23 protein-coding genes are annotated in these 24636 nt (G+C 61.2%); 12 read left to right on the top strand and 11 right to left on the bottom strand.

Features of this window, described 5'->3' with window-relative positions:
- Window positions 1–24: 24 nt before the first annotated feature.
- The 3 genes from J7655_RS04600 to rluD form a co-directional block, all read right to left on the bottom strand.
- Window positions 25–1134, bottom strand: coding sequence for an NADH:flavin oxidoreductase (locus J7655_RS04600; protein WP_230927668.1), 1110 nt, complete (start codon window positions 1132–1134; stop codon window positions 25–27).
- 119 nt (window positions 1135–1253) lie between these two features.
- Entirely contained in the window at window positions 1254–1985 is a 732-nt protein-coding gene (gene pgeF, locus J7655_RS04595) for a peptidoglycan editing factor PgeF (protein WP_230926770.1), read from the bottom strand.
- Window positions 1982–2956: a 23S rRNA pseudouridine(1911/1915/1917) synthase RluD gene (gene rluD, locus J7655_RS04590; protein ID WP_230926769.1), complete on the bottom strand. Its 975-nt coding sequence runs from the start codon at window positions 2954–2956 to the stop codon at window positions 1982–1984. Before rluD ends, pgeF begins: the two co-directional genes overlap by 4 nt.
- Before the next feature lie 278 nt (window positions 2957–3234).
- Between rluD and J7655_RS04585 the strand changes: the two genes are divergently transcribed.
- The 4 genes from J7655_RS04585 (at window position 3235) to J7655_RS04570 (ending at window position 7567) form a co-directional block, all read left to right on the top strand.
- Window positions 3235–4227, top strand: coding sequence for an outer membrane protein assembly factor BamD (locus J7655_RS04585; protein ID WP_230926768.1), 993 nt, complete (start codon window positions 3235–3237; stop codon window positions 4225–4227).
- Window positions 4228–4405: 178 nt separating this feature from the next.
- Window positions 4406–4642 (top strand): PP0621 family protein, encoded by a 237-nt coding sequence (locus J7655_RS04580; protein ID WP_092380152.1) that lies wholly within the window; start codon window positions 4406–4408, stop codon window positions 4640–4642.
- On the top strand, window positions 4632–6224 hold the full coding sequence (locus tag J7655_RS04575) for a sensor histidine kinase (RefSeq protein WP_230926767.1): 1593 nt from the start codon (window positions 4632–4634) through the stop codon (window positions 6222–6224). The genes J7655_RS04580 and J7655_RS04575 overlap by 11 nt, the downstream gene beginning before the upstream one ends.
- 2 nt (window positions 6225–6226) lie before the next feature.
- Window positions 6227–7567 carry a sigma-54-dependent transcriptional regulator gene (locus J7655_RS04570; protein ID WP_230926766.1) on the top strand — a complete coding sequence of 447 codons (1341 nt, stop codon included), beginning with the start codon at window positions 6227–6229 and terminating at the stop codon, window positions 7565–7567.
- Window positions 7568–7653: 86 nt separating this feature from the next.
- Here the strand turns inward: J7655_RS04570 and thiO are convergent, their stop codons facing one another.
- Window positions 7654–8745 carry a glycine oxidase ThiO gene (gene thiO / locus J7655_RS04565; RefSeq protein ID WP_230926765.1) on the bottom strand — a complete coding sequence of 364 codons (1092 nt, stop codon included), beginning with the start codon at window positions 8743–8745 and terminating at the stop codon, window positions 7654–7656.
- A 90-nt stretch (window positions 8746–8835) separates the two neighbouring features.
- Between thiO and J7655_RS04560 the strand changes: the two genes are divergently transcribed.
- The 7 genes from J7655_RS04560 (at window position 8836) to J7655_RS04530 (ending at window position 16226) form a co-directional block, all read left to right on the top strand.
- Window positions 8836–9345, top strand: coding sequence for a GspH/FimT family pseudopilin (locus J7655_RS04560; protein WP_230926764.1), 510 nt, complete (start codon window positions 8836–8838; stop codon window positions 9343–9345).
- Window positions 9346–9454: 109 nt separating this feature from the next.
- On the top strand, window positions 9455–9943 hold the full coding sequence (locus J7655_RS04555; RefSeq protein WP_420850906.1) for a GspH/FimT family pseudopilin: 489 nt from the start codon (window positions 9455–9457) through the stop codon (window positions 9941–9943).
- Window positions 9940–10452, top strand: coding sequence for a type IV pilus modification protein PilV (pilV, locus tag J7655_RS04550; protein ID WP_230926762.1), 513 nt, complete (start codon window positions 9940–9942; stop codon window positions 10450–10452). Before J7655_RS04555 ends, pilV begins: the two co-directional genes overlap by 4 nt.
- Window positions 10453–10454: 2 nt before the next feature.
- A complete protein-coding gene (locus J7655_RS04545; protein ID WP_230926761.1) occupies window positions 10455–11183 on the top strand; it encodes a PilW family protein in 729 nt (242 codons plus the stop codon).
- On the top strand, window positions 11180–11734 hold the full coding sequence (locus J7655_RS04540) for a pilus assembly PilX family protein (protein WP_230926760.1): 555 nt from the start codon (window positions 11180–11182) through the stop codon (window positions 11732–11734). Before J7655_RS04545 ends, J7655_RS04540 begins: the two co-directional genes overlap by 4 nt.
- A 44-nt stretch (window positions 11735–11778) precedes the next feature.
- Window positions 11779–15768 carry a pilus assembly protein gene (locus J7655_RS04535; RefSeq protein ID WP_230926759.1) on the top strand — a complete coding sequence of 1330 codons (3990 nt, stop codon included), beginning with the start codon at window positions 11779–11781 and terminating at the stop codon, window positions 15766–15768.
- The gene (locus J7655_RS04530; protein WP_075745684.1) at window positions 15765–16226 is read left to right on the top strand and encodes a type IV pilin protein; all 462 of its coding nucleotides are present in this window, start codon (window positions 15765–15767) and stop codon (window positions 16224–16226) included. Before J7655_RS04535 ends, J7655_RS04530 begins: the two co-directional genes overlap by 4 nt.
- A 49-nt stretch (window positions 16227–16275) precedes the next feature.
- Here the strand turns inward: J7655_RS04530 and ispH are convergent, their stop codons facing one another.
- The 6 genes from ispH to murJ form a co-directional block, all read right to left on the bottom strand.
- Window positions 16276–17220 carry a 4-hydroxy-3-methylbut-2-enyl diphosphate reductase gene (gene ispH / locus J7655_RS04525; RefSeq protein WP_230926758.1) on the bottom strand — a complete coding sequence of 315 codons (945 nt, stop codon included), beginning with the start codon at window positions 17218–17220 and terminating at the stop codon, window positions 16276–16278.
- Between the two features lie 166 nt (window positions 17221–17386).
- The gene (locus J7655_RS04520) at window positions 17387–17824 is read right to left on the bottom strand and encodes an FKBP-type peptidyl-prolyl cis-trans isomerase (protein WP_230926757.1); all 438 of its coding nucleotides are present in this window, start codon (window positions 17822–17824) and stop codon (window positions 17387–17389) included.
- Window positions 17821–18330, bottom strand: a complete 510-nt coding sequence (lspA, locus tag J7655_RS04515) for a signal peptidase II (protein WP_230926756.1) — start codon at window positions 18328–18330, stop codon at window positions 17821–17823. Before lspA ends, J7655_RS04520 begins: the two co-directional genes overlap by 4 nt.
- Complete coding sequence (gene ileS / locus J7655_RS04510; protein WP_230926755.1) at window positions 18323–21154, bottom strand: isoleucine--tRNA ligase; 2832 nt, start codon at window positions 21152–21154, stop codon at window positions 18323–18325. The genes lspA and ileS overlap by 8 nt, the downstream gene beginning before the upstream one ends.
- Window positions 21151–22101 carry a bifunctional riboflavin kinase/FAD synthetase gene (gene ribF, locus J7655_RS04505; protein WP_230926754.1) on the bottom strand — a complete coding sequence of 317 codons (951 nt, stop codon included), beginning with the start codon at window positions 22099–22101 and terminating at the stop codon, window positions 21151–21153. The genes ileS and ribF overlap by 4 nt, the downstream gene beginning before the upstream one ends.
- Window positions 22102–22180: 79 nt before the next feature.
- Window positions 22181–23722: a murein biosynthesis integral membrane protein MurJ gene (murJ, locus tag J7655_RS04500; RefSeq protein WP_230926753.1), complete on the bottom strand. Its 1542-nt coding sequence runs from the start codon at window positions 23720–23722 to the stop codon at window positions 22181–22183.
- 191 nt (window positions 23723–23913) lie between these two features.
- Here murJ and rpsT point away from each other — a divergent pair, with 191 nt between their 5' ends.
- On the top strand, window positions 23914–24192 hold the full coding sequence (gene rpsT / locus J7655_RS04495; protein WP_003243036.1) for a 30S ribosomal protein S20: 279 nt from the start codon (window positions 23914–23916) through the stop codon (window positions 24190–24192).
- A 131-nt stretch (window positions 24193–24323) separates the two neighbouring features.
- Here the strand turns inward: rpsT and J7655_RS04490 are convergent, their stop codons facing one another.
- Window positions 24324–24611 carry a PA4642 family protein gene (locus tag J7655_RS04490; RefSeq protein ID WP_169970449.1) on the bottom strand — a complete coding sequence of 96 codons (288 nt, stop codon included), beginning with the start codon at window positions 24609–24611 and terminating at the stop codon, window positions 24324–24326.
- Between the last annotated feature and the right edge of the window lie 25 nt (window positions 24612–24636).

The following is a 24636-nucleotide window of genomic DNA, read 5'->3' as shown; positions in this document are numbered from 1 at the left end:
TCGCGGCGCCCGATAGAAGCGGGCTCAGACCAACGTGGTCAGCGCCTCGCGGCTGAACGGCAGGATGTCCTGCTCGCGGCCTTCACGCACTTTCAATGCCCAGTCCGGGTCGACCAGCAAGGCACGGCCCACGGCGACCAGGTCGAACTCCTGCTTGTTCAGGCGCTCCAGCAGGTTCTCCAGGCTGGCCGGCTCGGCCACCTTGTCGGTCTTGACCATGAACTGCAGGAACTCGCCGTCCAGGCCGACACTGCCAACAGTGATGGTCGGCTTGCCGGTGAGCTTGCGCGTCCAGCCGGCCAGGTTAAGGTCGCTGCCTTCGAATTCCGGCTCCCAGAAACGACGGGTCGAGCAATGGAAAATGTCCACGCCGGCCTCGGACAGCGGCTTGAGGAAGGCTTCCAGTTGCTCCGGCGTCTGCACCAGGCGCGCGGTGTAGTCCTGCTGCTTCCACTGCGAGAAGCGCAGGATGATCGGGAAGTCCGGGCCGACCGCCGCGCGCACCGCCTGGATCAGTTCGATGGCAAAACGCGAACGCGCCGCCAGGTCGCCGCCGTACTGGTCGGTGCGCTGGTTGCTGCCTTCCCAGAAGAACTGGTCGACCAGATAACCGTGGGCACCGTGAATCTCCACACCGTCCATGCCGATGGCCTTGGCGTCGCGCGCAGCCTGGGCGAAGGCGGCGATCACCTCGTCGATATCGGCCTGGGTCATGCCATGAACAACCACCTCGCCGTCCTTGAGTTTCTCCATCGGGCCATAGCCGGGCACGCTGGCGTCCGGCTCGGTGCCCAGGCGACGCACGTTGCCCACATGCCAGAGCTGCGGAACGATCTTGCCGCCTGCGGCATGCACGGCGTCGACCACCTGCTTCCAGCCCGCCAGGGCGTCTTCGCCGTAGAAACGCGGCACGTTCGGGTAGCCATTGGCCGCCTTGTGATTGACAGTGGTGCCCTCGGTGACGATCAGGCCCACACCGGCGGCGGCGCGACGGCGGTAGTACTCGACCACCTGCGCATTGGGCACGCCACCAGGCGAGAAAGAACGGGTCATCGGCGCCATCACCACACGGGTCGGCAGCGCCAGATTGCCGAGCTGGAAGGGGGTGAACAGGGCTTGTGCGGGGGCGTTCATCATCGTTCCTCTCTGGTCAGATTGCGCGCATCGGGCACGCTCGTTGCCAGGAGAATAAGCTCAGCCGCCTCACGCGGCACAGCACTATTGATGATAGTGATTAAGAGCCAGAGCCTGCTTCAGGGCTGCAGCCAGATCAGCGAAGCGAAACGCCCGGTTCGGGCACTGCGGCGGTAGGAGTAGAAACGCGGGTCGCTGTAGGTACACAACCCGCCACCGCTGACGGCGGTGACGCCAATGGCAGCCAGACGAATGCGCGCCAACTGGTAGATATCGGCCATGAATTTGCCGGCATTGACGCTGGGCACGAAGGCAATGGCAGCCTCGGCATGCCGTTGCACGAAGGCCTCGCGCACTTCGCCACCGACCTCGAACGCTGCCGGGCCAATGGCCGGACCGAGCCACACCAACAGCTCCTGCGGCGCCACGTTGAGCGCCTGCACGGTGGCTTCCAGCACACCGCCGGCCAAGCCGCGCCAGCCAGCATGCGCGGCGGCCACACGGGTACCCGCACGATCACAAAACAGGGCAGGCAGACAGTCGGCGGTCATCGCCGTGCAGGCGATACCGGGGGTGGCCGTCCAGTTGCCATCGGCTTCGATCACCACGGCCGGATCGGCTTTAGCCACCACGATGCCATGCACCTGGCGCAACCAGGCGGGTTGGCACCCCAGAGCCTCGACCAGATGCTGACGGTTGCTGGCCACCGCCTGCGGGTCATCCTCGACATGATCACCGAGGTTGAACGTCTCGAATGGCGCTGCGCTGATACCGCCACTACGGGTGGTAACGCAGGCACGCACGTTGGCCGGCGCGGGCCAGTCGGGCGTCAGCCAGTCGTGAACACTCACCCGACGAAGGCCTCGCGATCCTGACGCAACAGGGTCAGCAGCCAGACCAGATCATCCGGCAGCGCCGACTCCCACTTCATGCGCTTGCCGGTAGCCGGGTGATCCAACTCGAGGAAGCGCGCATGCAGGGCCTGACGCGGGAATTCCTTGAGGCTCTGCACCAGGGTCGGGCTGGCGGCTGGCGGAATGCGGAAACGTCCGGCATAGACCGGATCGCCCACCAGCGGATAGCCAACGTGGGTCATGTGTACGCGAATCTGGTGCGTGCGCCCGGTTTCCAGCTTGACCCGCACATGGGTGTGCGAACGGTAGCGCTCGAGCACGCGGTAGTGACTGATCGCCGGCTTGCCGCCATCGGTCACAGCCATGCGCTGGCGCTGGCTGGAGCTGCGGCCAATCGGCGCATCGATGGTGCCGCCGGCGGTGATCATGCCGATGCAGATGCATTCATAGATGCGGCTGACGGTACGCTTCTGCAGTTGCTCGACCAGATTGGTCTGCGCCTGCAGGGTCTTGGCCACCACCATCAGGCCGGTGGTGTCCTTGTCCAGGCGATGGACGATACCGGCACGCGGCACATTGACGATATCCGGTACGTGGTGCAGCAGGGCGTTGAGCAGGGTGCCGTCGGCATGCCCGGCAGCCGGATGCACCACCAGGCCTGCGGGCTTGTCGATCACCAGCAGGTGTTCGTCTTCGTAGACGATGTTCAGTTCGATGTCCTGCGCGACCCACTCGCCCTGCGCTTCCTGCTCGGCATCGAGTACCAGGGTCGAGCCGGCATGCACGGTATCGCGCGGGCGTGCCACGGTGCCATCGACGGTCAGCCGGCCTTCCTTGATCCAGGTGGACAGGCGCGAACGGGAGAACTCGCCAAACAGCTGCGCAGCCACCTGGTCGAGGCGTTGACCGCCTTGTTCAAAGGGAACGACGGCCTGGAGTTGGATTAGCTGTTTGTTTATAGAAGTCATCTCAGAACCTGTTCAAAGTCTGCTGCGCGTCGGCCCTGCTGCGTTAAAAACAGGCTCGGAGTGCTCATTTACATTAGTAAACTCCGCTTCCTCGCCTGTTTTTGCCTTGCATTGCTCTAGCTCGCGAAACTTTGAACAGGCTCTTGGCAACGGCGGGAGCCAGGCCTTTGGTTTCGGCGACAGGCTTGTGGTTAAATACGGCGTCTTTGCCCCAGGGGTTCCGGGGGCGCTCATCATAACAGGACGGCCGCGCGGCCGTCACAGGGACGCAAGCCGCCATGCAAGTGAAACACCTGCTGCTGATCGCCATCCTCGCCCTTACCGCCGCCTGCTCCTCCAAGCAGCCGGAGGTCGATGAAAACCTCAGCGAGGTGGAGCTGTACCAGCAGGCCCAGGCCGACCTGGACAACCGCAGCTACACCCAGGCCATCGCCAAACTGAAGGCGCTGGAGTCGCGCTATCCGTTCGGGCGCTATGCCGAGCAGGCGCAGCTGGAGCTGATCTACGCCTACTACAAGAATGCCGAGCCGGAGGCCGCCAAGTCGTCCGCCGAGCGCTTCATCCGCCTGCACCCGCAGCACGCCAACGTCGACTACGCCTATTACCTCAAGGGTCTGGCCTCCTTCGACCAGGATCGCGGTCTGCTGGCGCGCTTCCTGCCACTGGACATGACCAAGCGTGACCCGGGCGCCGCGCGCGACTCCTACAACGAGTTCGCCCAGCTCACCAGCCGCTACCCGACCAGCCGCTACGCCCCGGACGCCAAGCAGCGCATGATCTACCTGCGCAACCTGCTGGCCGCCTATGAAGTCCACGTCGGTCACTACTACCTGACCCGCCAGGCCTATGTTGCCGCCGCCAACCGTGGCCGCTTCGTGGTGGAAAACTTCCAGGAAACCCCGTCGGTCGGTGACGGCCTGGCGATCATGACCGAAGCCTATCAGCGCCTGTCGCTGGATGACCTGGCCGCCAGCAGCCTGGAAACCCTCAAGCTCAACTACCCCGATCACCCGACCCTGGAAAGCGGTGAGTTCGTGCCGCTCGAAGAGGAAGCCGACAACCGCTCCTGGCTGGCCAAGGCCACCCTGGGCCTGATCGAAACCGAAACGCCGCTGCCACCGGGTGAAACCCGCGCCAGCCAGGACGTCATCCGCCAGTATGAAGACGCCGCACAGCAGATCCCGCGTGAACTGCAGCAGGACGCCAAAACCGGCGAAACGGCGAAGAAGCGCTCGATCTGGAGCTACCTGACCTTCGGTCTGTTCGACTGAGCGCAGCGTAACTGAACGAGGGAGGCTACGGCCTCCCTTTTTCATGCCCGGTATTAGAGGCCTGCAACCATCAACCGCCCTGCCGCGAGGAAACAGCTCACACGCTGCCTTCGCTGCACTGTGCCGATGCACTCGGCTTGGCTAAACTGCCGACTTTCAACGAACAAAAGAGCACGATATGGGTCTTTTCCGCCTGCTGTTCTGGGTCGCCATCATCTTTGCCGCGATCTGGATCTGGCGCCGCTTCATCAGCCAGCCCAAACGCACGCGCGCAGCCGAGGACGCCGCCGCGCCCATGGTTCGCTGCGCGCATTGTGGCGTGCACATCCCCAAGGCCCAGGCACTGAGCCAGGATCAGCAGTGGTACTGCAGCCAGGCTCACCTCGAACAAGGCCCACACACAGGTGAACGCTGAACTCAGCACACCAAGCCGAACCCAGGGACGGCGCATTCTCAGGCTTTACCATCTTTATCGCCTGAGTATCGGCCTGGCCCTGGTTCTGCTGATTTCCAGCAACTTCGACGAGCAGTTTTTCGATGTCGTGCATATCGAGCTGTTTCGTACCGGCAGCTGGGTCTACCTGATCCTCAATATCTTCATCGCAGTGCTGGTGCATCGGCCCAAGCACCTGATGCAGCTGTTCAGCCTGGCGCTGGTCGATGTGATCTTTCTCTCGGCCCTGTTCTATGCAGCCGGCGGTACACCCAGCGGTATCGGTAACCTGCTGGTGGTGGCCGTAGCGATCGCCAACATCCTGCTGCGCGGTCGCGTTGGCCTGTTGATCGCCGCCATCGCCGCGATAGCGCTGATCTACCTGACCTTCTACCTCAGTCTCAGCCACCCCGCTGCCGCTGCCCAGTACGTGCAGGCCGGCGCCCTCGGCGCGCTGTGTTTCGCTGGCGCGTTATTCATCCAGGGCATCACCCGACGCCTGCAGATCAGTGAAACCCTGGCCGAAAAGCGTGCAGCCGACGTAGCCAACCTCGAAGAGCTCAATGCGCAGATCCTGCAACGCATGCGCACCGGCATCCTGGTGCTCGACACCCAACATCGCGTGCTGCTGGCCAATCAGGGCGCGACGCAGCTACTGGGCCGTGGCGAACTGACCGGCAAGATCATCGACCCACACTGCCCCGAGCTGGTCAAACGCCTGCAGCAGTGGCTGCACAACCCGACGCTGCGCCCGGAAAGCCTGCAGGCGCAGGTCGATGGCCCGGTGCTGCAACCGAGCTTCATTTCCCTGCAACGCGATGGCCAGCAACATACGCTGGTGTTTCTCGACGACATCTCGCAGATCGCCCAGCAGGCCCAGCAACTCAAACTGGCCTCGCTGGGTCGCCTGACCGCCGGCATCGCCCACGAAATTCGCAACCCGCTCGGCGCAATCAGCCATGCCGCGCAGTTGTTGCAGGAATCGGAAGACTTGCAAGGCCCGGATCAGCGCCTGGCGCAGATCATTCAGGATCACTCCAAACGCATGAACCTGGTGATCGAGAACGTCCTGCAGCTCTCGCGCCGGCGCCAGGCCGAAGCACAACTGCTCGACCTGAAATACTGGCTACACCGCTTCGCCAGCGAATTTCGCAGCTCGGCACCGGCCGACCGGCAGCTCCACCTGAAAACCCAGGGCGGCAGCCTGCAGACGCGCATGGATCCACAGCAGTTGAACCAGGTACTGACCAATCTGGTGCAGAACGGCCTGCGCTATAGCGCCCAGAAGCACCGGCTCGGCCAGGTCTGGCTACGCCTGTTTCGCGATGACACCAGTGATCTGCCAGTGCTGGAGATTCTCGACGATGGCCCCGGCGTGCCGCCCGAACAGGAGCAGCACATCTTCGAGCCCTTCTACACTACCGAGAACAAAGGCACCGGCCTCGGCCTGTATATCTCCCGTGAGCTGTGCCAGAGCAACCAGGCCCGCCTGGACTATAAACCTCGCGAAGGGGGCGGCAGTTGCTTCCGCATCACCTTCGCCCATCCGCGCAAACTGAGCTGAACATGAACCGTCAGAGAGCCCTGATCGTCGACGACGAACCCGATATCCGTGAGCTGCTGGAAATCACCCTCGGACGCATGAAGCTGGACACCCGCAGCGCGCGCAACGTCAAGGAAGCGCGTGAATGGCTGGCGCGCGAGCCGTTCGACCTGTGCCTGACCGACATGCGCCTGCCCGATGGCACCGGCCTGGATCTGGTGCAGCACATTCAACAACGCCATCCACAGGTACCCGTGGCGATGATCACCGCCTACGGTAGCCTGGACACCGCGATCAACTCGCTCAAGGCCGGCGCCTTCGACTTCCTCACCAAGCCGGTGGACCTCGGCCGCCTGCGCGAACTGGTCGCCACGGCCCTGCGCATTCGCGCGCCCGAAGGCGAGGAAACCCCGGTCGACAGCCGCCTGCTCGGCGATTCGCCACCGATGAAAGCACTGCGCAAGCAGATCCTGAAACTTTCACGCAGCCAGGCGCCGGTCTACATCAGCGGCGAATCGGGCAGCGGCAAGGAACTGGTGGCGCGCCTGATTCACGAGCAGGGGCCGCGCGTCGAACACCCCTTCGTTCCGGTCAACTGTGGCGCCATCCCGTCGGAGCTGATGGAAAGCGAGTTCTTCGGCCACAAGAAAGGCAGCTTCACCGGCGCCATCGAAGACAAACAGGGCCTGTTCCAGGCTGCCAATGGAGGCACCCTGTTTCTCGATGAGGTCGCCGATCTGCCACTGCCGATGCAGGTCAAACTGCTGCGCGCGATTCAGGAAAAGGCCGTGCGCGCCGTCGGCGGCCAACAGGAAGTGGTGGTCGATGTGCGCATCCTCTGCGCCACCCACAAGGATCTCGCCGCCGAAGTCGCTGCCGGCCGTTTCCGTCAGGACCTCTACTACCGCCTCAACGTCATCGAGCTGCGCGTCCCGCCGCTACGCGAGCGCCGCGAAGACATCGCGCAACTGGCCAATGCGATGCTCGCTCGCCTGGCCGACGGCACCGGGCTGGCTGCCGCCAAACTGCATCCCGATGCCCTGGAAAAGCTCAAGAACTACCGTTTCCCCGGTAACGTGCGCGAGCTGGAAAACATGCTCGAACGCGCCTATACCCTCTGCGAAGACGACCAGATCACGCCCAGCGACCTACGCCTGGCCGACGCCAGTGGCCCCAGCAACGAAGGCGGCGAAGCCAGCCTGGCGCATATCGACAACCTCGAGGACTACCTCGAGGACATCGAACGCAAACTGATCATGCAGGCACTGGAAGAAACCCGCTGGAACCGCACGGCGGCCGCGCAACGCCTGGGCCTGACCTTCCGTTCGATGCGCTACCGCCTGAAGAAGCTGGGTATCGACTGAACCCCGAGATCACGCTTGTGTAGGAGCCGGCTTGCCGGCGATCAAGACAGCCTGCACCGTCCCCTGCAAGCGTTGACGAGCGACTATTAAAAACGCCCCGCTGGCGCATAAGGCGCCGGATCGATGATCGGCTCACGCCCGAGCATCAGATCAGCCAGCAACTGGCAGGATGCCGGCGCCAGCACCAGCCCGTTGCGGAAATGCCCGCAGTTCAGCCATAACCCCGGGTGCTCAGGCAGCTCGCCGATGAACGGAATGCCCTCGGGCGAGCCAGGCCGCAAGCCGGCCCAATGCCCGACCACTTCGGCATCCTTGAGTGCCGGCAACAATTCCTCGGCCGACGCCTTGAGGCTTGCCAGCGCATCATCGGTCGGCGTCTTGTCGAACCCGGCAAACTCCAGGGTGCTGCCAATCAGGATATGCCCATCACGCCGCGGGATCGCATAACGTCCCTTGGCCAACACCATGCTTGGCAGAAAATCCTCGGCGCACTTGTAGAGAATCATCTGCCCCTTCACCGGCTCGACCGGCAGCTCCAGCCCAAGCGTCTTGAGCAACTCGCCACTCCAGGCGCCGGCAGCCAACACCACGCGCTCGGCACGAATCTCACCAGCAGCCGTGGTCACCCCGCAGATCCGCCCGCCCTCCTGAATAAAACCAGTGACCGGGCAATGCTCACGCAGCTCGACGTTGGGCATGGCCGTCAAGGCCGCCCGCAGCGCTTTGACCAACCTTGGATTACGCACATTGGCCACGCCCGGCATATGAATGGCGCGCTTGAAGCCATCGCCCAGCACAGGCACCTGCTGATACGCCTCAGCGATATCCACCTCAAACAACTCGCGCCCCTGACGCCGAGCCCAGGCCAGCGCCTCGGCTTCATCATCCAGATCCAGCCAATACAACCCGGTGACATGCACCTCGGGATCGACACCCGTCTGCGCCAACAGACGCTGACCCAGACCCGGGTAGAAATCCTGCGACCAATGCGCCAAGGCCGTGACCGCTGCGCTGTAGCGCCAGGGATAGAGCGGTGACACGATGCCGCCGCCAGCCCAGGAGGATTCGCCGCCGACCCCCTGACGATCCACGAGCAAGACCTCCTCGCCCGCTGCAGCCAACAGGCTGGCAGACAACAAACCCAAAGCACCGCCCCCGACCAGTAACACTCGCCCCACATCGCCCTCTCATTTGCCAAGACAGTCAATCACGACTAAACCTTTACCTGTGCCAGGAACGCACGCAGCAAAGCGTAAAGGACTATACCCATGAAACGATCCTCACAGTCGGCGTTCAGCCTCTATGAACTTCTTGTCGCGCTGGCACTGGTCAGCATCGGAACCTCGATAGCCATCCCCAGCCTCGCAGCACTACAACAAAAAAGCGAACGCGAGGCACTGCGCAATCACCTGCATGCATCACTTCATCATGCCCGGCTACAAGCCGTACTGCACAGGATAAGCGTAGAACTGTGCGGCTCCCGCGATGGCGTGACCTGCGGCAGCGACTGGGGTCAGGGTTGGCGCATGCAGCTGATGCACACCCCGGATCAAGCCCTGCAAATCCAGCAACACCGCAGCAGGACACCGCTGCGCTGGGCGGGTTTCGACTCGCGCATACGCTTCCATGCCAACGGCACCAGCCCGTCCAGTAACGGCCGTTTCTTTCAATGCAAAGGCAACGTTGTTGCCTGGCAACTGATCCTCAATCGACAGGGGCGCGTTCGCCAGGCAAGCCATCTGGAAAACCTAGAAGAGGCCCATCGCTGCAAGGGTTGAACATACGCTGTAACCAGTCATCCGCTCCAGTCAGCCAGCCGTCCTTCCAGGGCAGACAGACAAGAGACGTTATCGCAGTATTCGCTCGGACGTCCCTTAGGAGCAAAACATGTCACACCACCCTGACATGCGAGGATTCAGCCTGATAGAACTGATGATCGTGCTGGCATTGCTGGCGATCGCAGTCGGCATCGCAATACCCAACTTCGCCCGCCTGGTTGCCAACAACCAGATCGAAGCGCAGGCGCAGACACTCAACAGCCTGCTGCAATTCGCCCGCTCGCAAGCGGTGGTGCGTCGCACCTCGATACGGCTACGTAACGACAACAATAACTGGATCGTCGAGAACGCTTCAGATAGCACGGCGCTGCGGCAGGAAAGCTTCAACCCGCAGCATGCCAGCATCACCAGCAGCCTGGCGCCCATTACGCTGACCTTTACGCCAAACGGCACAGCCGAAACCGCAGATTTCGTCATCTGTCGCGACGGTAATGCAGCCTTTGCCTATCGGATCGAAGTACAGCCCAGCGGCAGTACACGGCTGTTACCGCGCGGTAAGAACAATCAAGGTAACGATCTGGGAGATTGCCAACCATGACCCAGCGCAACACACAACGCGGCTTCAGCCTGATCGAAGTACTGGTCACACTGGTTCTACTCACCGTCGGCATGCTGGGTCTGGTGGCCATGCAAGGCCGTGGCATCCAGTTCACCTCGGACTCGGTGGCGCGCAACAACGCCGTGATGCTGGCCACCGAAATCATGGAAAAGATCCGCGCCAATCCCGACGCCCGTGATGACTACATGATCAACTCGCTCGAAGCAGAAGGTGCATGTGGCGCAGCCGCCATTCCAGCCAGCAATGTGGCCAGGCAACTGACCTGCTGGAGCGAGAAAGTGCGCACGCTGATGCCGGGTACTGCCGGTGAAGACGATGATGCCGTGGCCGTGCGCAATGCCTTCTACATCTGTCGCTCCCAGGTGCCTGGCGCCTGTGCTGCTGGCTCCACCATCGAGGTTCAGGTTGCCTGGCGCTCCAATGGCGAGGCCTGCGGCAATGGCGCCGATCCCTTTATCTGCACCCTGCGCCTGCGCGGAGAACTCTGACCATGCACAAACAACATGGCCTTTCCATTATCGAAATGATGGTTGCCCTGCTGATCAGCAGCTTCCTGATTCTGGGCATCACTCAGGTCTACCTGGACAACCGCGAGAACACGCTGTTCCAGCAAAGCCAGGGACAGAATATCGAAAGCGCACGCTTCTCCATCCTGCTGCTGGAAGAAACGCTGACCAAGACAGGCTACCGCCGTCGCCCCGATGAAACCATGGAGGCAGCCTTTCCTTCTGCGAATCTCCCCAACTGCGGTGCCATGGCTGCCGGTGAAGTGGTTAAACGCATTAACGCCACCAGCTTCTGCATCCGCTACCAGCCTGCCTTTCCCGGGGCACGTACCTGCAGTGGCGACCTAATTGCCAATATTCCACCCAATGATCCTTACGTGCGCATGACCCCGGTCACAGAAATATTTGAGCTAGACGAAAATGGCGTATTGAGATGTAACACCCAAGCCATCGCCACAGGCATCACAGCGCTGAATTTCGATTACGGCGTCAATTACAACGATGACAAGCGCATCAGCGAATACACCCCGACACCGGCGGCGAATGCCCGCGTACGTGCCGTGCAATTCGCCATCATGACCGCCAGCCCAACCGAAATCGGCAAGAGCGCAGGCAGCGCGGTCTACGAATTCTGGTTCGGCAATGCCCCCAATGACAAACGTCTCTACACCATGCTCTCCAGCAGCACCAGCATGAGGAACCTGATGCCATGAACAACAAACACCACTACCACCTGGGGCAGCGCCAGCAAGGTTTCAGCCTGCTCATTGCGTTGATCTTTCTGCTGGTCATCACGGTACTGGCCATCGCCAACATGCGCGAGGTCAGCCTGGAGTCGCGCATCACCGGCAACATGATCGAGCAGAAGCAACTGCTCAACGTGGCGGAAGCCAGTGTGCGCGATGGTGAGCGCAGAACGGTTCAGCGTGGCCCTCAGGAACCGACCAGCACCTGTGAAGGCATTGCCGCCGGTACGCTTTGCCTGCTCGACAAAGAGCCCGCCTACGCCATAGACGCAACCAACAAGCAGGTCTATTCCCCGGACGACAACACCGAACTTTACGGCGACGCCACCTGGTACGCGCAGATCGCACCTGGCGGTGAACTTCAGGGCGAGTCGGAAAACCCCGAATACGGAAACATGCTGCTCGGTATTGGCGTATTTCGCTACGAGGTAAACGGCATGGCCAGTAATAACGGTTTGAATAGCGCGGTGCGTTCGACCATCGCCCTCAACTCCAAGGGCAGGATCGAAACCGAATGAAATCCATCTTTTTTGTGCCTGGTGATCAATCAGGGAGTCACGCCATGAATCTGTTTCAATCCTCGACAAGAACCATCGGCAGCGCCCTGCTGTTCACCTTTATCTTTTCAGGTTTCAACACCGCTGTCGGGGCAACGCTGGATATCAGCCAAAAACCTCTCATTTTGAGCGAGAGCGTTGCCCCCAACCTGATCTTCACCCTCGATGACTCCGGCAGTATGCGCTGGGCCTTCGGCCCCGACGATGCGGGCCGCGAAGATAGTCCTAGAAACCTGCGTAATACTCGGCGTGGAATGTCTTCAACTACCAACCCGATGTACTACAACCCCAACGTGACTTACCGCCCGCCGGTCAAGCTGAATAACGATGGCTCGGAGGTAGAAAACGGTTATACCTCCAGTTTCACCACCGCTTATCAAAATGGCTTTCAGACCTCTTATGGCTCGATCAACTTAAGCAACAACTATCGAGTATCTTGGAACTTCAGCACTGATGAGGCCGTGAATTATAACTATAGTTCTTCCGTCAACTACGCCGACCCGACAGGGCGCATATTTAATTTGTCGCAAAACCCTAACTCAGATTTTGGAACTGTCACTTACAGGCTCTTTCTTAGTGGGACCAGCGGAGCAAGTAGCCGACAGGATGTCGATCCACCCCCAAGCATTATACCTGGGCTAGGCAGGGTCAGAGTCCAACGAACCACATCTGGAACAAATTGTACTGCGACCTTCATCAGCGGTAGCTATAGCGGCTCTATATCCTGCTCACGCGACAACAATGACTATACGATCAGCTTAAGTAACGTTCCTGTACCTGCTTACTACTACGTTTATGACCCCTCCCTTGCCGGCTGTAATGCTAACAAGAATAACGATGCCTGCCATCGCCCGGTCTTTGTATCGGAAAACTCCAGCCCGGAGGGTACTGACGAGCGAGCAAACTTCGCCATCTGGTACTCGTTCTACCGTACCCGCGCACTGGCTACGGTGACCGCCGCAAACCTCGCCTTCAATGAACTGGCGGCCTCATCCCGCTTTACCTGGCAAACGCTGGCCGTCTGCAATACGCTGAACTCCAACAACTGCAACAACAACTACTTCCGTGAACTCAGCCCACGCCATAAGGCCAACTTTTTGAATTGGCTGGCCTCGGTCAAATTCAACAGCAGCACTCCGCTGCTGGCAGCGACAGCGCGAGCCGGTGAGTTTTTGCGTACATCATCGGATGCCTGGGCTCACACTCCCAACCCGGTCACTACAACGGGAGGGCGTGGCGCCACCATCGAATCCCCCGTTCATGCATGCCGCCCGAGCTTCCATGTACTGATGACCGACGGTATGTGGAACGATGAGAACTTCCCGGGCGGCATTACGCGGCATGACGGCGCCACCTTCACCCTTCCTGACGGCAGCCAGACCTATAGTCCAAGCCGCAAGCCTTACGGCAATGACCTGAGAACAACCACGGGCACCCTTGCGGATATCGCCATGCACTACTGGGCCACGGATCTGCGCCCGACCCTGGAAAACGATGTCAAACCCTATATCCAGGTGCCAAATACCGATGCAACCGCCCAGTACTGGGAGCCCAAGAACAACCCGGCTACCTGGCAGCACATGGTCAACTACACCATGGGCCTGGCGCTTACCAACTCCCTGAACGCACCGAACCTGCCGTGGACCGGCGATACCTTCGGCGGTAGCGGCTATGAAAACCTGCTGTCTGGTGCGCAAAGCTGGCCTGAGGCCTCAAGAAGCTCGTCCAATAACGTCTATGACCTCTGGCATGCCGCCATCAACTCGCGAGGTGAGTTCTTCAGCGTCGATAGCCCTGACGACATGGTCAAGGCATTCAAGGACATCCTCAACCGGATCGCCAACCGCACCACGTCGGCAGCACGCCCTGCGGTTGCGGCGTCTTTCGTGTCCGATAGCGACAACGCTCTGCAGAGCAATGTCTACGCCACCCAGTTCTCCAGCGAGGACTGGAGCGGTGAGCTAAGCAAAACTCTGGTCGATAAAACCGGGGGTACCACACTGCTGTGGAGTGCCAAGCAAGCCAACGAAAACCTCGACCCCAGTACTCGCCGCGTGCTTATGTTCGACAGTACTGCCAGCAATAAACTCAAGAACTTCACCTGGAACAACCTCAGCACCCAGCAGCAGAACTTGATGAACCGCGACCCTGAGAGCCTAGGCGTCGCCTTCGATACTCGCGGCCAGGATCGTGTCAACTATGTACGGGGCGACCGCAGCAAGGAAGGTGTGGCCTCTCCGCAGCTCCGCAAACGCAGCTCGATTCTGGGCGACATCATTAACTCCAGCCCTGCGGTCGTCGGCACACCTGCCTACCTCGCCTACCTGGCCGATGCGATCGAGAACCCTACGGGCAATATCACCGGCTACAGGAGTTACGCAGCCTTCCGTGAAGCCAACAAGAAAGCCAATCGCCAGGAAATGATCTACGTAGGCGGCAACGACGGCATGCTGCATGGTTTCAATGCCACGACCGGACAAGAAACCTTCGCCTTCATTCCAAGCGAAGTGATTCAAAACCTTCACAAGCTCACAGGACAAAACTACAAAGGTGGAGAACATCAGTACTTTGTCGATGGCACGCCCATCGTGCGCGATGTCTACTTTGGCAACGGTGATGATGAGGGCTGGCGCACCGTGCTGATCGGCACCCTGCGCGCAGGGGGTAAATCCCTGTTCGCACTGGACGTCACCGACCCGACACAGATCAAGCTGCTGTGGGAGTTCGACTCAACCAAGGATGCCGACCTCGGCTTCACCTTCGCACAACCCGAGATCGTGCGCCTGCATACGGGAGAGTGGGCAGTCCTGCAGGGCAACGGCTACAACAGCACGAACGACAAGGCCGCATTGCTGATCATTAACATCAAGAGCGGCGAGCTGATCAAGAAGATCACCGTACCGGATGTTGTGGAAGGCAACATCACCCTCTCCAATGGCCTCTCCAGCGTTCGTGGCGCGGATAACAACGGCGATGGGCTGGTGGACTATGCCTATGCTGGCGACCTACAGGGCAACCTGTGGCGCTTTGACCTGGTGAAAACCACCAGTGATATCGAATCCATTACAAGCGATCCGTTCGCCCGCACCAACGATGAAGTTGCCAGCACTACTGCTGCAACTGACTTTAAACTGGCCTACGGTAACAAGCCTCTGTTCGTGGCCAGAGACACAGCTGGCAAACGTCAAGCCATCACCATTCAGCCTTCGCTAGTACGCCACCCCACCAGCTACGGTTATCTGGTGCTGTTCGGTACCGGCAAGTATCTGGAAACCAGCGATGCCAACGTAGACACCAGCCGCGCCATGACCCTTTACGGTATCTGGGATCGCAACACCAAACGCCAGAGCACCACAGCAAATACACCAGTGGCAGGGACTCGCACTGGTCGCCTGCTGGAGCAAAGCTTCACCGAGCAGCAAAACAATGTCGTCATCGGTGACGAAGAACAGAGCGCTACACGTGATATCCGCCTGGTAAGTCAGAAGCCAGCACAATGGTTCCGTGCGCCGACCGCCAGCGAAGCCGACCTGAAGATCCCTTCATCCGACGAACTGGTCACCCAGTGGGGCTGGGCACTGGACATGGCCGTGCAAAGAAGCGAAAACCCTCCGGCGTTTAAGTTTGAAGGCGAGATGATCATAAACAATATGACGGCCAGCGGCTCCATCCTGTTCCTCAGCAGCCTGACCCCCAATCAGGATCCCTGCCAGGCAGGTGCAGATACCTGGCTGTATGCAGTCGATGCCTTCACTGGCGGTCGCACACGCTTCAACGTGCTTGACCTGAACGCGGATCGCCTGGTGAACCCGACTGACCAGTACAATGCCAATGTCGTATCCGGCATGCGTTTCCCCGCCCTGGGTGGCTTCACTTTGGCACCCGGCAACAAGGTGTTTGGCAGCGACGGCGCAGCAGACCCTGCAACCGTCGGCGATGACCCTAACAGCAGCGGCCGTCAGAGCTGGCATATCGTGCCGGAGGAGTTTCAATGATTCAGCGTAAACAGAAAGGCTTCAGCTTGATCGAACTGATGCTCGCTGTAGCGATTATCGGCATCCTGGCGGCCATTGCCATCCCCAACTACCAGGACTACATCACGCGTAGCAAAAGAGCTGAGGGCATGGCGCTGCTGCAGGAAATGGCAGCACGCCAGGAGCGTTTCTATGCCCAGAACAATCGCTACGTGACCACGCCTCAGGATCTGGACTTGCTGGTTTCTAATCAGGCCAGCGTGACCAACATCAACAGTGCATCTGCCAAGGTGCGCTCTGAGAACGGCTATTATCTGGTAGCCATCTCCCGTACCAACGGAGATGGCGGTTATACGCTGACGGCCGAGCAGACCATAGGCGACGGCCTCTGTGGCAACCTGACCCTCACAGCTGTCGGCATCAAAGGTAAAACATCCACCGGGCCAGATGCCAAGACGGTCGATCAGTGCTGGCGTTGACTACCACGAATAAAAAAGGCGATCTTCAGATCGCCTTTTTCTTTTCAGCTCACAGCGCCTTCACCCGTAATTCCTTCGGCATCGAAAACGTGATGTTCTCCGGGCGCCCATCCAACTCCGTCTCCCCTTCTGCCCCCCAGGCACGAAGCTGGTCTACTACCCCACGCACCAGCACCTCAGGCGCCGAAGCGCCCGCAGTGATGCCGATACCCTTCACGCCTTCGAACCACTCGTACTTGAGATCTTCAGCGCCGTCGATCAGGTAGGCCGGAGTGCCCATGCGCTCGGCCAGTTCGCGCAGGCGGTTGGAGTTGGAGCTGTTGGGGCTGCCGACCACCAGCAGCACGTCGCACTCGCTGGCCAGTTGCTTGACCGCATCCTGGCGGTTTTGCGTGGCGTAGCAGATGTCGTCCTTACGCGGGCCGCCGATGGCCGGGAACTTGGCGCGCAGGGCGTCGATCACCTTGCTGGTATCGTCCATCGACAGGGTGGTCTGGGTGACGAACGCCAGATTTTCGGGGTTACGCACCTGCAGTTCAGCGACGTCGACTTCGTCCTCGACCAGGTAGATGGCGCCGCCATTGCTGGCGTCGTACTGGCCCATGGTGCCTTCGACTTCCGGGTGGCCTTCGTGGCCGATGAGAACACACTCACGGCCTTCACGGCTGTAGCGCACCACTTCCATATGCACCTTGGTCACCAGCGGGCAGGTGGCATCGAATACCTTGAGGCCACGACGGTCGGCCTCATCACGCACGGCCTTGGAGACACCATGGGCGCTGAAGATGACGATGACGTCATCCGGCACCTGATCCAGCTCTTCGACGAATACCGCACCGCGCGCGCGCAGGTCCTCGACCACGAACTTGTTGTGCACCACTTCATGGCGCACGTAGATCGGCGGGCCGAAGACTTCCAGTGCGCGGTTGACGATTTCGATGGCGCGATCGACGCCGGCGCAGAAGCCACGGGGATTGGCGAGTTTGATATGCATGAAAGTTCTCGGCACGCGCTCGTTCGGAGGGAGCAAGTGTAACGCGGGAATGAACGTCGCTCCCGCTTCACATGGCCCGGATCAAATCCGGGAGAACGGTGATCAAGCTTTCCCGGATTTCATCCGGGCTACAGCAAAGCCGCTCCTACACGAGCGGCAGCACGGGCTAGAGCGCCTTGACCTCGATGATTTCCACATCGAACTGCAGCGTCTTACCGGCCAGCGGGTGGTTGAAGTCGATGGTGACCTGCTTGTCGTCGAACGCCTTGACCACACCGGGCAGCTCGGCATTGGCGGCGTCGTTGAAGATCACCAGCAGGCCTTCGGAGAGCTCCATGCCGTCGAACTGGCTGCGCGGCATGATCTGCACGTTCTGTGGGTTGGGCTGGCCGAAGCCCTGCTCCGGCTGCACCTGCACGCTGCGCTTGTCGCCGGCCTTGAAGCCGTACAGCGCCTGCTCGAAACCGGGCAGCAGGTTGCCGTCACCGACCTTGAAGGTCGCCGGTTGCTTGTCGAAGGTACTGTCGACCACATCGCCGTTTTCCAGCTTGAGGGCGAAATGCAGGGTCACTTCCCTGTCCGGCCCGATGCGTACGTCTATCATTGCGCAGCCTCCTTCGCGGACTTGTCGCTCTTGAACATATCCAGCGCCAGCAGGATGGCGCCGATGGTGATGAAGGTGTCAGCCAGGTTGAACGCCGGGAAGAACCAGCGGCTCTGCCAGTGCACCAGGATGAAGTCGACCACATGGCCGAGCACCACGCGGTCGTACAGGTTGCCCAGCGCGCCGCCCAGGACCATGGCCAGGGCCACGGCCAGTAACGTCTCATGGCGCTTGAGGCGCTTGAGCCAGATCACCAGCACGACGCTGACGACGATGGCGATTGCGGCGAAGAACCAGCGCTGCCAGCCAGCGGCATCGGCCAGGAAGCTGAACGCCGCGCCGGTGTTGTAGGCCAGGGTCCAGTCGAAGTAACCCGGAATGACTTCGATGCGCTGGTACATGCTCAGCGTGCCTTCGAAAATATCCTTGGTCACCCGGTCGGCGACCAGGATCAGCAGGCTCAGCAGCAGCCAGGGCAGATGCCCGAAACGCGAGGACTCAGGCATGCTTGCGCACCTCTCCGATGCCTTCGATGTTGCTCACGCAACGACCGCACAGTTCAGGATGCGCGGCATGGCTGCCGACATCGGCGCGGAAGTGCCAGCAACGACCGCATTTGGCGTGGGCGGATTTGAGGATCTTCAGCTTCAGACCCTCGACTTCGGTCACCACCGCATCGGCCGGCGCATCGGCCAGCGGCGCGGTCTGCGCCGCCGAGGTGATCAGGGCAAAGCGCAGCTCGTCGCCGAGCTTGGCCAGATCGGCCTGCTTGGCGTCGTCGCAGAACAGCGTCACTTCCGCCTGCAGGCTGGCACCGATGGCCTTGGCCGTGCGCAGGTTCTCCAGCTCCTTGTTCACGGCCGCCTTGACCGCCATGACGCGATCCCAGTAGGCGCGATCCAGCTCGAAGCCTTCCGGCAGGCGCTGCAGACCGGCGTACCAGGTATTGAGCATCACCGATTCGTTGCGCTCGCCCGGCAGGAACTGCCAGATTTCTTCGGCGGTGAAGGCCAGGATCGGCGCGATCCAGCGCACCAGCGCCTCGCTGATGTGGAACAGCGCACTCTGGCAAGAGCGACGCGCCACGCTGTCGGCGGCGGTGGTGTATTGGCGGTCCTTGATGATGTCCAGGTAGAAGCCGCCCAGCTCCTGCACGCAGAAGTTGTGCACCTTGGAGTAGACGTTCCAGAAGCGGTAATCGGCGTAGGCCTCGATGATCTCTTCCTGCAGGCGCAGGGCCGCGTCGACGGCCCAGCGGTCGAGGTCGAGCATCTGCTCGGGCTGCAGCAGATCCTTGGCCGGATCGAAACCGTTGAGGTTGGCCAGCATGAAGCGCGCGGTGTTGCGGATGCGGCGGTAGGCATCGGCGCTGCGCTGCAGGATCACCTTGGACACGGCCATCTCGCCGGAATAGTCGGTGGAGGCGACCCACAGGCGCATGATGTCGGCGCCCAGGCTGTCGTTGACCTCCTGCGGGGCGACCACGTTACCCAGCGACTTGGACATCTTGCGGCCGTTCTCGTCGACCACGAAGCCATGGGTCAACAGCGCCTTGTACGGCGCGTGGCCATCGATGGCACTGCCGGTCAGCAGGGAGGAGTGGAACCAGCCGCGATGCTGATCCGAACCTTCCAGGTACAGATCGGCGCGCGGGCCGTCGGTGTGGCCCATGTCGTGGGAGCCGCGCAGCACGTGCCAGTGCGTGGTACCGGAGTCGAACCACACATCGAGGGTGTCGTTGATCTTGTCGTAGTCAACCGCTTCAGCGCCGAGCAGCTCGGCAGCGTCGAGTTTGAACCAGGCTTCGATGCCCTCTTGCTCGACACGTTTGGCGACTTCCTCCATCAGCTCGACGGTGCGCGGGTGCAGCTCGCCGGTGGCCTTGTGCAGGAAGAACGGGATCGGCACGCCCCAGTTGCGCTGACGCGAGATGCACCAGTCCGGGCGGCCAGCGATCATGCTGTGCAGGCGCGCCTGGCCCCAGGCTGGGACGAACTGGGTCTGTTCGATGGCGGCCAGCGCACGCTCACGCAGGGGCGCACCTTGCTTCGGCTGAGTATCCATGCCGACGAACCATTGTGCGGTGGCGCGGTAGATCAGCGGTGTCTTGTGGCGCCAGCAGTGCATATAGCTGTGCTGGATCGGCTGGTGCTTGAGCAGCGCACCGACTTCGGCCAGCTTCTCGACGATGGCCGGGTTGGCCTTCCAGATGAACTGGCCACCGAAGAACGGCAGGTCCGGGGTGTACACGCCATTGCTCTGCACCGGGCTGAGAATGTCGTCATTGCTCATGCCGTAGGCTTTGCAGGTGCGGAAGTCGTCCTCGCCATAGGCCGGCGACGAGTGGACGATGCCGGTGCCGGCACCCAGCTCGACGTACTCGGCCAGGTACACCGGCGAGAAACGCTCGTAGAACGGATGGCGGAAGCGGATCAGATCCAACGCAGCGCCCTGCGCCGTGGCGATCACCTGCCCTTGCAGGCCGTAGCGCTGCAGGCAGGACTCGACCAACTCCTCAGCCAGCAGCAGCAGGCGCTCGCCGGTGTCGACCAGGGCGTAGGTAAATTCCGGGTGGACGTTGAGTGCCTGGTTGGCCGGGATGGTCCAGGGCGTGGTGGTCCAGATGACGATGGCAGTCGGCTTGCTCAACTCGCTGAGGCCGAAGGCGGCGGCTAATTTGCCGGCGTCTTCGATGGGGAAGGCGACGTCGATGGCATCGGACTTCTTGTCCTGATACTCCACCTCGGCTTCAGCCAAGGCCGAGCCGCAGTCGAAGCACCAGTTCACCGGCTTCAGGCCTTTGAACACGAAGCCCTGCTTGACCATCTCGGCCAGGGCGCGGATCTCGCCGGCCTCGTTGGCAAAGTCCATGGTCTTGTACGGGTTGTTCCAGTCGCCCAGCACACCGAGGCGGATGAAGTCGGCCTTCTGCCCTTCGATCTGCTCGCCGGCATAAGTGCGGCAGCGCTCGCGGGTCAGGTCCGCCGGCTGGTTCTTGCCGAAGGTGGTTTCGACCTTGTGCTCGATCGGCAGGCCGTGGCAGTCCCAACCCGGCACGTAGGGCGCGTCGAAGCCAGCCAGGGTCTTGGAGCGGGTGATGATGTCCTTGAGGATCTTGTTCACCGCATGACCGATGTGGATGCTGCCGTTGGCGTAGGGCGGGCCGTCGTGCAGGACGAACTTCGGCCGATTTTCGCCAATCTTGCGCAGCTTGCTATACAGGCCAATCTCGTTCCAACGCTGCAGGGTCTGCGGCTCGCGTTGCGGCAGGCCGGCCTTCATCGGGAACTGGGTATCGGGCAGGTTCAGCGTGGCTTTGTAGTCGGTCATTTCGGGCTCTTCATCAGCGGGTGGCTCTGCCAATATTCACGGGCAGCGGCGATATCGGCGGCAATCGCCGCCTTCAAGGCCTCCAGCGAGGCGAAACGCTGCTCATCACGCAGCTTGTGGTGGAAAGCCACCGAGAGACGCCGGCCATACAGATCGCCGGCAAAATCCAGAAGATGCACTTCCAGATGGGCGCTGCCGTCACCGGCAACGCTGGGGCGCACGCCGATATTGGCGACGCCCGGTTGAATCACGCCATCGATGTCACAGCTCACCAGATAAACACCGGTCAGCGGAACCTTGCGCCGCTTGAGCTGGATGTTGGCAGTGGGCGCATCGAGCTGGCGGCCGAGCTTCTGCCCGTGCAATACGCGCCCGGCGATGCGAAACGGCCGGCCTAGCAGGGCTTCGGCCAACTCGAAATCGCCATCGGCCAGGGCCTGACGCACGCGCGTGCTGCTGACCCGGCCACCGAGCACTTCGACCGTAGTCGAAGCATCAACGCTGAAGCCGTGGCGCAAGCCTGCGGCCTGGAGAAATTCGAAATCGCCGGCACGGTCGCAGCCGAAGCGAAAATCATCGCCGATTTCCAGATCCTTCACGCCCAGGCCTTCGACCAGCACACGCTGGACGAACTCGGCGGCCGACAGCTCGCGCAGGCGGCGGTTGAAGGCCAGGCACAGCACCATATCGACGCCTTCGCCAGCCAGCAGGGCGAGCTTGTCACGCAGGCGAGTCAGACGCGCCGGCGCGGTGTCCGGGCCGAAGAACTCACGCGGCTGCGGCTCGAAGATCACCACGCAGCTGGGCACGGCCAACTCCGCAGCGCGCTCGCGCAAGCGCGCCAGGATGGCCTGGTGCCCACGATGAACGCCGTCGAAATTACCGATGGTGACCACACAGCCCCGCGCCTGGGGCTGCAGGTTATGAAGACCTCGAACCAGCTGCATAGCACGCTTCTTGTTCACAAAGTGGCCGATTATACGCACAGCACGCCATGCACAACAGGCATCGTGACGCCTGAAACCGCTACAAGGCCCGCCGGGCAAAATCGCGCGGACGAAAGCCCAATATCAGCAACATACCGAAGTAAGCGACCAGCCCAGCAGCCACCAGCGCGCCGAGACGCAACAGGCGCACGAGCATTTCCCCTTCCGCCCAGGCGGGCATGACCTGCAGCAGCCCCAGCAACACCGCGACCATCACCGCCACCGCCACCACCAGCTTGAGTAGAAACAGTCCCCAGCCCGGCAGTGGCTGGAAGATAGCGGCGCGGCGCAGTTGCCAGTACAACAGGCCGGCATTCAGGCAGGCCGCCAGGCTGATCGCCAGCGCCAGGCCGACGTGCGCCATATTCAGACCGAAGACGAACAGCGCATTCATCACCTGGGTCGCCAGCAGGCTGAACACAGCAATCTTCACCGGCGTCTTGATGTTCTGCTGGGCATAAAAGCCTGGCGCGAGGATCTTGATCAGAATCAACGCCAGCAGGCCGACCGAGTAAGCCACCAGCGCCCGCTGGGTCATCAGCGCGTCCTCTGCACCGAACTTGCCGTACTGGAACAGCGATACCACCAGCGGCTCGGCGAGAATCGCCAGCGCCAGGGTGCAGGGCAACACCAACAAAAAGCACAGGCGCAGCCCCCAGTCGAGCAGGTGGCGATAGGCGTCGCGGTCCTTGCTCGCGTAGGTTTTCGAGAGTGCCGGCAGCAGGATGGTGCCCAGCGCCACGCCCAGCACCCCCGAGGGCAGCTCCATCAGGCGGTCGGCGTAATACATCCAGGACACCGAGCCAGCCACCAGGAAAGAAGCGAAGATGGTGTTGATGATCAACGAAATCTGACTCACCGAGACGCCGAAGATCGCCGGCCCCATCTGTCTGAGCACGCGCCACACGCCCAGATCACCGAAACTCAAACGCGGCAGCACCAGCATGCCGATTTTCTTCAGGTGCGGCAGTTGCCAGAGCAGTTGGGCCAGGCCACCGAACAGCACCGCCCAGCCCAGCGCCATGATCGGCGGGTCGAAATAGGGCGTCAGAAACAGCGCGAAGACGATCATGCTGACGTTGAGCAGGGTCGGCACGAAGGCCGGCACCGAGAAACGGTTCCAGGTGTTGAGAATGGCGCCCGCCAGCGATGACAGGGAGATCAGCAATATATAAGGAAAGGTTACCCGCAGCAGATCGACGGTCAGCTCGAAACGCTCGGCCTCATCGGCAAACCCCGGCGCCGTGGCCCAGACGATCCAGGGCGCAGCGAGCACGCCGATGGCCGTGACCAGCGCCAGCACCAGGGTCAGCAAACCCGAGACGTAGGCGATGAAGGTGCGCGTGGCCTCCTCGCCCTGTTGCATCTTGTACTCTGCCAGAATCGGCACGAAAGCCTGGGAAAAGGCGCCTTCGGCAAAAATGCGGCGCAGCAGATTGGGCAGCTTGAAGGCCACCACGAAGGCATCCGACGCCACCCCGGCCCCGAAGGTGCGGGCAATGATGGTGTCGCGCACGAACCCCAGCACGCGCGACACCATGGTCAGGGAGCTGACGGCAGCCAGGGACTTGAGCAGATTCATGGGGTATTTCGGCTTCCATAAAGAGGTGCAGTAGCGGACAATCCGCCGCTCAACGAAGGCGTCGAGTGTAGCGAGCCACCACTGGTCAGGCCAGCACAGGAAAGCGTCATCAGACTTGACAGCAGGCAGATGGATCGGCATGATTCGCGGCCTTATTTGTCGTAACCCCCCAGTTTTCGAGGAGCTTGACGGTGGCCAACTCACCTTCTGCCAAAAAACGCGCCAAACAGGCTGAGAAGCGCCGTAGCCATAACGCCAGCCTGCGCTCGATGGTTCGTACTTACATCAAGAACGTAGTCAAGGCTATTGCTGCCAAAGATCTCGAGCTTGCTAAAACCGCTTACACTGCAGCCGTTCCGGTCATCGACCGCATGGCTGACAAAGGCATCATCCACAAGAACAAAGCCGCTCGTCATAAGAGCCGCCTGAACGCGCACATCAAGGCGCTGGGCGAAGCTGCTGCCGCTTAATCGCGACAGGTTCTTGAAAAACCGGCCCTTGAGGCCGGTTTTTTATTGCCCTGAGTTCACGACTCACAGACCATAAAAATGCCCGCCTCCTCATCGGAGCGCGGGCATTTTTGCCTATACCCTCGACAGAATCAGCCGCGAGCCGCCTTGATCACGTCGATATAAGGCTCGGCATTGCGCTGATCCTGAATCAGCGCGATGAAATCATTACCCTGCGCATCGGTGGCCGAGAGGTCGTAGCCTTCGGCAACGAAGAAGCCCACGAAGCGCTCGAAATCATCGACACGCAAGCCGCGATAGGCCTTGACCAGCTTGTGCAGCGAAGGCGGCGTAGTGTCCGCTGGCTCTACCGCCAGGAACAGCTTGATCGAGTCATCGCTGATTTCTTCGCCAATCACCTGCTTCTTGTCTTTACGCATCGCCCGCTCCCGCCAGCATTACAGA

The sequence above is a fragment of the Pseudomonas wenzhouensis genome (assembly GCF_021029445.1).
Classification (GTDB): domain Bacteria; phylum Pseudomonadota; class Gammaproteobacteria; order Pseudomonadales; family Pseudomonadaceae; genus Aquipseudomonas; species Aquipseudomonas wenzhouensis.
The sequence above is the reverse complement of the archived record's forward strand: the minus strand, read 5'-3'. Positions and strand labels throughout refer to the sequence as shown.